At 74.8% G+C, this 10,807-nt stretch carries 9 protein-coding genes; 4 read left to right on the forward strand and 5 right to left on the reverse strand.

Features of this window, described 5'->3' with window-relative positions:
- Positions 1 to 101 precede the first annotated feature (101 nt).
- Positions 102 to 2,654 (reverse strand): glycoside hydrolase family 65 protein, encoded by a 2,553-nt coding sequence (locus MHY49_RS13405; RefSeq protein WP_239204864.1) that lies wholly within the window; start codon positions 2,652 to 2,654, stop codon positions 102 to 104.
- Positions 2,651 to 3,352, reverse strand: coding sequence for an HAD family phosphatase (locus MHY49_RS13410; RefSeq protein WP_255719950.1), 702 nt, complete (start codon positions 3,350 to 3,352; stop codon positions 2,651 to 2,653). The genes MHY49_RS13405 and MHY49_RS13410 overlap by 4 nt, the downstream gene beginning before the upstream one ends.
- A gap of 281 nt (positions 3,353 to 3,633) precedes the next feature.
- Between MHY49_RS13410 and MHY49_RS13415 the strand changes: the two genes are divergently transcribed.
- The gene (locus tag MHY49_RS13415; RefSeq protein WP_200503191.1) at positions 3,634 to 4,293 is read left to right on the forward strand and encodes an SRPBCC domain-containing protein; all 660 of its coding nucleotides are present in this window, start codon (positions 3,634 to 3,636) and stop codon (positions 4,291 to 4,293) included.
- Positions 4,294 to 4,338: 45 nt separating this feature from the next.
- On the opposite strand, the gene MHY49_RS13420 is transcribed toward MHY49_RS13415, so the two are convergent.
- A complete protein-coding gene (locus tag MHY49_RS13420) occupies positions 4,339 to 5,082 on the reverse strand; it encodes an NAD(P)H-binding protein (RefSeq protein ID WP_239204866.1) in 744 nt (247 codons plus the stop codon).
- 131 nt (positions 5,083 to 5,213) lie between these two features.
- Here MHY49_RS13420 and MHY49_RS13425 point away from each other — a divergent pair, with 131 nt between their 5' ends.
- The 3 genes from MHY49_RS13425 to MHY49_RS13435 are packed head-to-tail and all read left to right on the forward strand — an operon-like array spanning position 5,214 to position 9,006.
- Entirely contained in the window at positions 5,214 to 6,569 is a 1,356-nt protein-coding gene (locus tag MHY49_RS13425; protein WP_239204868.1) for an MFS transporter, read from the forward strand.
- Positions 6,570 to 6,625: 56 nt separating this feature from the next.
- Positions 6,626 to 7,339 carry an ABC transporter ATP-binding protein gene (locus tag MHY49_RS13430; protein WP_239204870.1) on the forward strand — a complete coding sequence of 238 codons (714 nt, stop codon included), beginning with the start codon at positions 6,626 to 6,628 and terminating at the stop codon, positions 7,337 to 7,339.
- Positions 7,339 to 9,006, forward strand: coding sequence for a hypothetical protein (locus tag MHY49_RS13435; protein WP_239204872.1), 1,668 nt, complete (start codon positions 7,339 to 7,341; stop codon positions 9,004 to 9,006). Before MHY49_RS13430 ends, MHY49_RS13435 begins: the two co-directional genes overlap by 1 nt.
- Here MHY49_RS13435 and MHY49_RS13440 read toward each other — a convergent pair.
- Positions 8,987 to 10,201 carry a PLP-dependent aminotransferase family protein gene (locus MHY49_RS13440; RefSeq protein WP_239204874.1) on the reverse strand — a complete coding sequence of 405 codons (1,215 nt, stop codon included), beginning with the start codon at positions 10,199 to 10,201 and terminating at the stop codon, positions 8,987 to 8,989. The genes MHY49_RS13435 and MHY49_RS13440 overlap by 20 nt on opposite strands.
- Before the next feature lie 56 nt (positions 10,202 to 10,257).
- Positions 10,258 to 10,807, reverse strand: a 550-nt coding sequence (locus MHY49_RS13445; protein ID WP_370646149.1) for a methylated-DNA--[protein]-cysteine S-methyltransferase, incomplete at its 5' end; no start/stop codon positions are given.

The raw sequence follows: 10,807 nt of genomic DNA on the forward strand, positions 1-10,807 counted from the left end.
AGATGCTCAGCCGCGGCCGGTCGATCGTGACCTCCCGGCGCGCCCCGCGCCTCACCGCCGCGGGCCGACGGGGCGCGCGCCCCGGGCCCGCGCGGGAGAGCTCATGCCCGCGCCCCCTGCTCCTCGTGGTGGCCGTCCGGATCCTCGGTGACCACGGGGAACTCCCACGGGGAGTCCGGATCCGCGGGGACCGAGGAGGTGAGGATCGAGCCGTCGGCCCGCCGGTCCCCGAGTCCCACGGGCTCGCTGAGATCGGTGTCGTCCAGCCGCGGGCCCTGGTCCGCGAGGTCGACGCCCGCGCCCTCGGCCGTGATCCGCACGCTCCGCCCGCGCACGGAGACCTCGAGCTCGGGGCCGTCCTCGAGGGTGAACTCGATGCGCTCCTGGGTCACGCGGGTGCTGATGCGCGAACCGCGCACGGTGAGCGGGAAGACGAGCTCGGGCCAGGAGACGGGCAGGCGCGGGTCGAAGCTGATGGCGCCGTCGTCCTGGCGCATGCCGCCGAAGCCGTGCACGAGCGCGTTCCAGACGCCGCCCGCGGAGGCGATGTGGACGCCGTCGGCCGTGTTGCCGTGCAGGTTCGCGAGATCCGCGAACAGTCCCGCGTGGAAGTAGTCGAGGGCCGCGCGGTGGTGGCCCACCTCCGAGGCGACGATCGACTGCACGACCGAGGACAGGCTCGAGTCGCCCGTGGTGATCGGGTCGTAATACTCGAAGTCCGCGCGCTTCTCCTCGAGGGTGAACTCGCTGCCGCGCAGGAACAGCGCGAGCACCACGTCGGCCTGCTTGAGCACCTGGAAGCGGTAGATCACCAGCGGGTGGAAGTGCAGCAGCAGCGGCAGCGCCTCCGGCGGGGTGGCCGGGAGGTCCCAGACCTCCTTGTCGAGGAAGGAGTCGTCCTGCGGGTGGATGCCGAAGGCCTCGTCGCGGCCGACGTGCATGCCCTCGGCGCAGGCCTCCCACTGGGCGGGCTCGGCCTCGTCGAGGTCGATCTTCGCGGCCAGGTGCTCGTACTCGACGGGGTTGCGCTCGCGCAGCGAGCGCACGGCCTCGGCCGCGCGGCGCAGGTTGAAGCGCGCCATCACGTTGGTGAACATGTTGTTGTTCACCACGGTCGTGTACTCGTCCGGGCCGGTCACCCCGTGGATGTGGAACTCGTGGCGGTCGTCGCCGTGGCTGCGCCAGAAGCCCAGATCCGCCCACATGCGAGCGGTCTCCGCCAGCACCTCGATGCCCTCGCGGTCGTAGAACTCGAGGTCGCCGGTGACGTCCGCGTACTGGGCGAGGGAATGGGCCACGTCCGCGTCGATGTGGTACTGCGCGGTGCCCGCCGCGTAGTACGCGGAGGCCTCGTCGCCGTTGATCGTGCGCCAGGGGAACAGGGCGCCGCGCTGGTTGAGCTCGCGGGCCCGCTCGCGGGCCTTGTCCAGCAGGTCCACGCGGAAGCGCAGCGCGTTGCGCGCCCAGCGCGGCGAGGTGAAGGTCAGGAACGGCACGACGTACACGTCGGTGTCCCAGAAGTAGTGGCCCTCGTAGCCGGAGCCGGTCACGCCCTTCGCGCCCACGCCCAGCCCGTCGGCCCGTGCGGTGGCCTGGGCGAGCTGGAACAGGCACCAGCGCACGGCCTGCTGCTCGACGGGATGGCCGGGGATGCGCACGTCGGTGCGGCCCCAGAAGTCCTCGAGGAACGAGCGCTGCTCGGCCTCGAAGTGCGCGAGGCCGTCCTGCCGCACCCTGTCCAGGGTGCGCCGGCAGCGGTCGAACAGTTCGCGCACCGGCAGGAACGCCGAGGAGTGGTAGGAGACCGCCTTGGTGATGCGCAGGGTGGAGCCCGGGACCATCTGCGCGCGGAAGACGTGCTTGCCCTGGTCCGGCTCGGTGGAGACCAGCTGCTCGACCTCGAGGTCCGAGTGCACGCTGTGGTCCGCGCCGATCGCGAGCGACATGTCGGAGTCCGCGGTGCGGTAGCCCAGCAGCATCCGGCGCTCGCTGTGCCAGTCCTGGTGGGGGATCAGCACGCGGTGGTCGAAGGTCGTGGTCCGGCGCGGGTCGTCCTTCTGCGCGGTGCGGCCGTGGACCCCGAAGTCGTCGCTGCCGTCCTGGCGGTTGATGATCTGCGAGGAGACGGCGACGGGCGCGCTGCCGTCGAGCATCTCCAGCTCCATCGTCATCTGCGCGAGATGGCGATGGGTGAAGGAGATCATGCGGCTCGTGCGCACGCGGATGCGCTTGCCCGCGGGCGTGCGCCAGATCAGGTCGCGGCGCAGGACGCCCTCGCGGAAGTCGATCGCGCGCTCGTAGGTCTCGAGCTCCGCGGTGTCCACGAGCAGCGGCTCGTCGTCCACGTAGAGCTTCATGACGGTCGAGTCCGGCACGTTGACGATGGTCTGGCCGGTGCGGGCGAAGCCGAAGGCGGACTCGGCGTGGTTGATCTGCCAGGTCTCGTGGAAGCCGTTGATGAAGGTGCCGTGGGCGTGGACCGGCCGCCCCTCCTCGGGGGTGCCGCGCATGCCCAGGTAGCCGTTGGCGACCGAGAAGAGCGTCTCGAGCTGGCCGAGGGCCCCGCCGGGCCGCGACTCCACCAGCCGCCACTCGTCCACGGGCAGGTGCTGGCGGTCCACGGGGTCGCCGGTGATCACGTCGCGGGGGTTCATGCGCGCTCCTCGCTGGGGATGAGTCGGTCCAGGTCCTCGACCACGAGGTCGGCCCCGGCGGAGGCGAGGGCCTCTCGGCCCGCGCCGCGGTCCACGCCGACGACCGCTCCGAAGCCGCCCGCGGAGCCCGCGCGCACGCCGGAGACGGCGTCCTCGTAGACGACGGCGCTCTGCGGCTCGGCGCCCAGCAGGCGCGCGGCGTGGACGAAGGTGTCCGGAGCGGGCTTGCCCGGCAGGTCCTCCTGCTCGGCGACGTTCCCGTCGACCACGATCTCGAAGCGGTCGCGCAGGCCGGCGCCGCGGAGCACCTCCTCGGCGTTGCGCGAGCTGGAGACCACCGCGAGGCGCGCGGCGGCGGGCAGCGCGTCGAGATAGGCGACGGAGCCGGGGTAGGGGGCGACGCCGTCGCGGCGGATCAGCTCCAGCACGCGGGCGTTCTTGCGGTTGCCGAGCCCCCGGATCGTCTCCTCGCCCTCGGCCTGGTCGGAGGGGTCGTCGGTCCCGCCCTCGGGCAGGGTGATCCCCCGCGAGGCGAGCATCTCGCGCACCCCGTCGTAGCGGGGGCGGCCGTCGACGTGCGCGAAGTAGTCCGCGTCGGTGTACGGCGCGGCGACGCCGCGCGAGGCGAGGAACTCGGAGAACATCTCGGCCCACGCGGCCATGTGGATCTCGGCCGTGGGCGTGATGACGCCGTCCAGATCGAAGAGATGGACGGGGAGGCTCTGCGGGGAGCGGCCATGCGAGGAGGCGGGCGGCGGGCTCTGGGGCGTAGGGCTCGGATGCACGCGCTTCATGCTAGGTCCACGCGCGCCGCCCACCGTGGACGGGCGCCGCATGTCGAGGATGTGACCTGCGCGCGGCGCCCCGTGCACATCGTGCGTCGGGCTCTGGCGGGTCGCCGTGCGTCCGACGTACGATCTGGGCGCCTGCGTCACGGCAGCGCCCCACCTCTCGAGCCTCTCCCTTGCAAGGAGCCCGGATGACCGCTTCTGCGGCAGCCCCTCTCGTCGACGCGGTCCGCAGGACCCTCGACATCGTCCCCGGCGAGGACGCGATCGGCGTCACCTCCACCCTCTCGACGAATCTCGCACCGGCGCCCGTGCGGCTCTGGCCCCTGCTCACCGATCCTGCGCAGCTCGTGCAGTGGTACGGCCCGGTCACCGGGGACCTCCGCGAGGGCGGCAGCTTCCGCGCCCCCGCCGCGGGCGGCCGCGTGCTCGAGGTCGAGGCGCCCCATGCCCTCCACCTCACCTGGGAGTACGAGGGCCGCCAGGACGACCTGCTGCTGCGGCTGGATCCCGTGGACGACGGCTCGACCGCGCTCGAGCTCGTGCACACCACCGCCATGGATCCCGGCGTCTTCGCGCAGTTCGGGCCCGGGGCGCTCGCCGTCGGCTGGGACCTCGCCCTGCTCGGCCTCGCGGCCTTCAGCCGCGGCTGGGAGGACATGTGCGGCCGCGCCGTGCCGCTTCCCACCCCGCAGTGGCTCGCGGGCGACGAGGGCCGCGGGTTCGTGCGCGCCTGGTCGATCCGCTGGGCCGCCGCCTCGGCCGCGGCGGGCACCGATCCCGACCAGGCCCGCCAGGGGGAGATCGCGACCACCGCCGCCTACGGCGGGGCGAGCCCCGCCGCCGTCTGAGCCGCCCCGGTCACTGCCGGAGCGGCCCGCTCCGGGGCGTCCTGCTCAGGAGTCGACCGCGACGGCCCGCACCCGGGCGCGCGGATCGCCCGCGACGAGCGCCTGGTCCACGAGCGCCCGTGCGAGGTCCTCGCGCGGGATCGCGCGGGTGCGCGGATCCTGAGGATCGGCCGCCGCGCCGTCGGCCCGCACCAGGCGGGGCGAGCGCGTGCCCAGCAGGTCGGTGAGCCGTCCCGCGCGCAGCAGCGTCCAGTCCAGCCCGCTGCCCGCCACGAGCATCTCGCAGCGGCGCAGATCGCGGGCGCGCGCCGCCGGGTCCGCGGCTCCGCGCAGCTCGCGGCCGATCTCCCCGAGCACGCGGCGCAGCGAGCGGTCCACGCGCGGGGCCGCGGGATCACCGTGCAGGGCGAGCGAGGACGAGGCGACGAGCCGGGGGACGCGGCGTCGGCGCATCCCGCGGATCACGCTCATCACCAGGTCGACGTCGTCCGCGCCGGGGCCCGCGGCCCCGGAGTCGCCCGCCGCGGCGGCGTCGGGGTCGAGGGCGAGGACGACGGCGTCGGCGCCCTCGAGCGCGTCGAGCAGGCCGACGGGATCGCCCGGGTCGATGCGCACGAGCATCTGGGCGGGGGAGATGCGCGCGAGACGGGTGGGGTCCTCGGCGGCGCTGACCACCTCGAGCGAGCGCAGCAGCGCATCGCGGGCGACCGCCTCGCCGAGCAGCCCGTCGGCCCCGAACACCGCGATCCGAGGGTGGGCGGATGTCGGGTCGTGGTGCGCGCTGCTCATGGGGCCACGGTATCCCGGAGGCTGCACCCGGGCGCCCCGCGGCCGTTCCCTCCCGGCCCGTCGGCCCCGGCCCGTCCCGTGCGGCTGGACGGTCTTTGCCCTGGCGAACGATCCGATGGGAGAGTAGGGGCGTGTTATCGCGCCCCTCCTCCGCCCCCGAGAGGCTCGGAGGAGCGGACGCCCGCAGCGTGATCCGCTCCCTCGTCGGCCCGGTGTACGCACCCACGCTCATCGAGGCCTCCGGCAGCAACGCGCTGCTCCCCGTGATCCCGCTGCTCGCGCTCGCGCTCGGCTTCTCCGTGCCGATGACGGCCGCGATCACCCTCGTCTTCGGGATCGCCGCGGTCCTCGGCCCCATCCCCGCGGGCCGCCTCATGGACCGGGTGGGCGCGCAGCGGGCGCTCGTGGGCACCGGCGTGGTGCTCGTGATCACCAACCTCGTGGCGCTCGTGGTCATCGGCCGCGGACTCGCCGAGGGGCCGACCCTCGTCCATCGCGTCATGCTCGTCGTGCTGCTCGTGGTGATGGCCACGAGCTCCCAGGTGTGGGCGCTGGGGCGCCAGTCCTACCTCGGCGGGGCGCTGCCCGCGGCCGTCCGCGCGCGGGGGATGACCCTGTTCGGCGGCATGATGCGCATCGGCCAGGTCGTCGGCCCGCTGCTCGGCGCGGGCGTGACGGCGCTGGGCCACGAGAGCTGGGTCTTCGCCCTGTTCGCCGTGCTCAGCGGGGCGGCGACGATCATGGTCGCGGTGTTCATGGTGCCGGGCGAGGGCCGACGTGCCCCGCGGGCGCGCGCGGACGCGGCCGACGGACGCTCCCGCGGCGCTCCCGCCCGGCCGGATGCGCCCCGGCGCAGCGCCGCCCGCTCGCGCCTGACCCGCGGGGTGCTCGCCCGCATGCTCGTCGTCGGCCTGGGCATCACCCCGCTGATGATGGCGCGCGTGAACCGGCCGACGATCGTCCCGCTGCTCGGCGCCGTCCTCGGGGTCGACGCCACCACGATCTCCATCATCTTCGGCGTCTCCGCCGTCCTCGACATCGCGCTCGTGGTGCCGGCCGGCATGCTCATGGACCGCTTCGGCCGCGCCGCCGTGGCCGTGCCGTGCTCGCTCATCATGGGCGTCGGCTTCGTGCTCATGGGGGTGCTCGCCCTGCGCGCGGGCACCACCGGCGGCACGGTCGCCGTGCTCGCCCTGCTGATCCCGAGCCTGCTCATCTCGCTGGGCAACGGCCTGGGCTCGGGCATCGTGATGACGCTCGGCATCGACGTCTCCCCGGTGCACGGACGCACCACGTACCTGGCCTGGTGGAACACGATGATCGGGGTGGGCCGGCTGACCGCCCCGCTGCTGGTCACCGTGATCACCCTGGTGGCGCCGGTGGCCGCCGCCGCGATCGCGAGCGGCGTGCTCTGCCTCGGCGGCGGGGCCTGGCTCGCCCGCGTGCTGCCGCGGCACACGCCCGCCCCCGAGCCGCGGCGAGGGTGAGCCCGGACGACGATCGTCGGATGCGCGGGGCGGCCCCCATGGGGTTCCATCGGAGCATGCCGCGCACCCCGAGCACCTCTCCGTCCCCGCTCGTGCTCTTCGAGGACGTGGCCGTTCTCCAGGACGACGTGCTCATGCTCGACGACGCCACCGGGTCCGTCGACGCCGGCGGCGTGCTCGCCCTGCGCGGCGCCAACGGCGCGGGCAAGACCACGCTGCTGCGCGTGCTCGCCGGGCTGCTCGCCCCGACCACGGGGAGGGTGCGCATCGCGGGCAGGGCGCCCGACGACCGCGACCGCGAGTTCCGCCGCGCCCTCGCCGCCCTCATCGGCCCTCCCATGACCGCGCGCGACCTCACCATCGACGAGCACCTGCGCTTCGTCGCCGCCACCTGGGGCAGCGGACCGCGCGCCGCCGCCGAGGTCTCCGACGCCCTGCTCGAGGAGCTCGGCATCTCCGCTCTCGCCCGCCGCTACCCGCACGAGCTCTCGAGCGGCCAGTCCCAGCTCGTCGCGATCGCCCTCACCCTCGCCCGACCCTCCCGGGTGCTCGCCCTCGACGAGCCCGAGCAGCGCCTGGACCCCGACCGCCTGGAACGCGTCATCGACGCGCTCGCACAGCGCGCCGAGGGCGGCGCCGCGATCGTCGTCGCGACCCACAGCCCCCGCCTCGCGGAGGCCCTCGCCACGAAGACCGTGGAGCTCGCGGGGGACGCGGGAGACGACGGCACCGACCCCGGCGATGGTGACGACGCGGACGGGGCCCGCTGATGGCCGACCCGGCCGCGCAGGATCCGGCCGCGCAGGATCCGGCCGCGCGGCAGCCCGCCGCGCAGGACCTCGCCGTCCAGGACCGCGCCGCGAAGGACGCCGTCGCACGGGTCTGGGCCGCCCGCGCGAACGCCCGCGGCGCCCTGGACCTCGCCTACCTCCTGTACCTGGTCGTGATCACGATCCTCGTGATCGCCGTGCCGCTGCTGCGCGAGCTCGGCCTGCTGCTCGCCCGGCCCGACGTGCTCCCGGTGATCTCCGCCCCCGCGGCGGGAGGTCTCGTGACCGCCGGGCTCCTCCTCGCGGCGGGACTGCTCGTCCTGCTCGGGGCGAGCCGCGGACCGGCGGTGCTGCCGCCCTTCTTCGTGGTCACCCTCGCCTCCTCGCACCGCCCGCGGCGCACCGCCCTGGTGCGGCCCTTCGCACGCACGGGCGCCGCGCTCGCGGCCGGGCTGCTCGCGCTCGCCGGGGTGATCGGCTGGGTGCTCGTGCTCGGAGGGACGACGAGCCCCGCCGGGGCCGTCGCTCTGGGGATCGCGGGCCTCGGCGCGGCGGCGCTCCTCGAGGGCGCATGGCTCGCGGGCCAGGTCCTGCCCGGGGTCGGGCGGCGCATCCTCGCGCTCGTGCTCGCCCTCGGGGCCGCAGGCGCGGTGCTCGGGACCGTGCGCGGAGGCGCCGCGGGCCGGCGCCTGCTGGCCCTCGCGTATCCCGTCGGGGGAGCGGACTCAGGCGCTCCGTGGACCGCGGCGCTGGCGGTCCTCGTCCTCGGGGTCCTCGTCGGGATCCTGTGCGTTCCCGCGCTCGACCGCGTGCGCGGCACGGTGCTGCTCGAGCAGGCCGCGCGCTGGGAGTCGGCGCTCACGAGCGCGCGCAGCGGCGACCTCTCCGCGGCCGCCGGCACCTACCGGGTGAGGCCCTCGGCGGGCCGACGCCTGCCGGCCGTGCGAAGGGGCGCGCGGAGCGCGGGGCTCGTCGGCCTCTACCTGCGGCGCGATCTGGTGGCGCTCGTGCGCACCCCGGAGCGGCTCGTCCTCGGCGTGCTCGGCGTCCTCGCCGCGAGCGTCCTCCTGGTGGCCGCCCGGCTGCTGATGGGACCGCTCGGGTTCGCGGCGCTCGTGCTCGGTGCGCTCCTGCTGTGGAGCGCGAGCGGCGTGTTCGTGGACGGCCTGCGCCACGGCGTCGAGTCGCTCGGCGCGCCGCGCCTGCTCGCGCAGGGCGTGGGCGTCCAGGTGCTCCTGCACGCCCTCGCACCGCTGCTCGTGATGGGTCTGCTCAGCGTGCTCGGCTCCGGCCTCGGGGTGCTCGTGCTTCCGGGTGCAGGCCCGGGCCTCGGCCCGGACCCGGGCGCCGTCGGCGCACTCGCCGTCGTGCTCGCACCGGCGCTCGTGCCGCTGATGATCATCGGACGGGCGCGCGACGCCGCCAAGGGACCGATGCCCCTCGCTCTCGCCACGCCGATCCCGACCCCGCAGGGCGACGCCTCGATCCTGCCGCTCGTCGCCTGGCAGGCCGACGCGATCCTGTTCGCGCTGCTCGCCGCGGGCCTGCTGTTCCTCGCGCTCGGAGCGTCCTGGGCCTGGGGGATCGGGCTGTGGGTGGTCGCCGGGGCGCTTCTCGCGAGCGATGCGCGCCGACGCGTCCAGGAGCTCACCCGCGGCGGGCGATGACCTCTCCCAGGCGGCCCACGCCGTCCGCGATCACCTCGGGGGAGTGGGTGACGAAGCTCAGGCGCATCGTCGAGCGGTCCGCGTCCTCCGCGAAGAACGACCAGCCGGGCAGGTACGCGACGCCCGCGGAGACCGCGTCGGCCAGCAGGTCCTGCGCGTCCCAGCCCTCGCCGAGCGCCGCCCACAGGAACATGCCGCCCTGCGGGCGCGTGACGTGCGCGCCCTCGGGGAGCCTGCCCGTGAGGGCCTGCGCCATCGCGTCCCGTCGCTCGCGGTAGACCTCGATGACCGTCGCGACGTGCGCGTCGAGGTCCTTGGTCTCGAGGTAGCGGGCGACCGTGAGCTGGTCGACCACGGAGGACTGCATGGAGATCGCGGCCTTCGCGACGGCCAGGGTGTCCAGGATCGGGCCCTCCGCGCGGATCCAGCCGATGCGCACCCCCGGGCTCATGAGCTTCGACATCGACTTCATGAGCAGGGTGCGCGAGGACATGCCGGGCTCGGAGGCGATCGGCGCGAAGCGCTCGCCGTCGAAGGACAGCTCGCCGTAGGGGTCGTCCTCGATGAGCGGGACGTCATGGCGACGCAGCACATCCGCGACCTGTGCGCGGCGCTCGGCGGACATCGAGCGCCCGGTGGGGTTCTGGAAGGTGGGGATCAGGTAGACCAGGCGCGGGTGGTGCGCGCGGATCGCGGCGTCCAGCGCGTCGGGCAGCACGCCGCCGTCGTCCGTCTCCACCCCGACCATGCGCGCCCCGTGCACCGCGAAGGCCTGCACCGCGGCGAGGTAGGTGGGGGACTCGACGAGCACCACGTCGCCCGGCTCGATGAGCGCCTCCGCGGCGACGAACAGCCCTTCCTGCGATCCCGAGGTGACGCGGATCTGCGTGGCGTCGGTGGGCAGCTCCCGCGAGAGCCGGCGCGCGGCCTGCTCGCGCAGCTCCGCCTCGCCCTCGCTCACCCCGTACTGCAGGGCGCGCGTGCCCCTCTCGCGCAGCACCCAGTCGTAGCACTCGGCGATGTCCTCGAGGGCGAACAGGGAGGGGTCGGGGATGCCGCCGGCGAAGGAGACGACGTCCGGCCGGGCGGCGAGGGAGAAGATGTCCTTGAGCGGCGAGCTGGCCATCCCGGCGTAGCGGGCGGCGACGGGGAAGGCGAAATCGGAGGTGCTGACCGAGCTCATCTGCGTGGACATGGGGACATGCTCGCACGGGGGCGGCGAGGGGCCGCGCAGGGCGCGATGTGAGGCTCTCAGGCGCCGAGGACGCCCTCGATGCGCAGCAGCGACTCCTTCGTGCCGATGCCGCCCGCGTAGCCGGTGAGGGAGCCGTCCGCTGCGAGCACCCGGTGGCAGGGCACGAGGATCGAGATCGGGTTCGCGCCGACGGCCGCGCCGACCGCCTGCGCCGCGCGCGGCGAGCCGATCTGCCGGGCGAGCGCCCCGTACGTGGTGGTGTCGCCGAAGGGGATCCGGCGCAGCTCCTCCCACACGCTGCGCTGGAAGGCCGTGCCCTCGAGGCGCAGCGGCACGTCGAACACGGTGCGGGTGCCCGCGAGGAAGTCGAGCAGCTGCTGCGAGGCCTCCTCGAGCAGCGGGTCCTTCCCAGTCACGTGCGCGCCGAGGCGCTCGGTGCGCGGGAAGTGCGACTGGGCCTCGCGCCAGACGCCGGTGACGGCGTCGCCGTCGGCCGTGCGACGGGCCGCGATCAGATAGCGGCCGACGGGGGTCTCGACCGCGAGATGGCGCGCGGGGTGGGAGGCGGAGGCTCCGGCGGAACGGGTGGGTGCGGAGTTCATGCGC

Source organism: Brachybacterium sp. ACRRE (genome assembly GCF_022346485.1).
GTDB lineage: Bacteria > Actinomycetota > Actinomycetes > Actinomycetales > Dermabacteraceae > Brachybacterium > Brachybacterium halotolerans.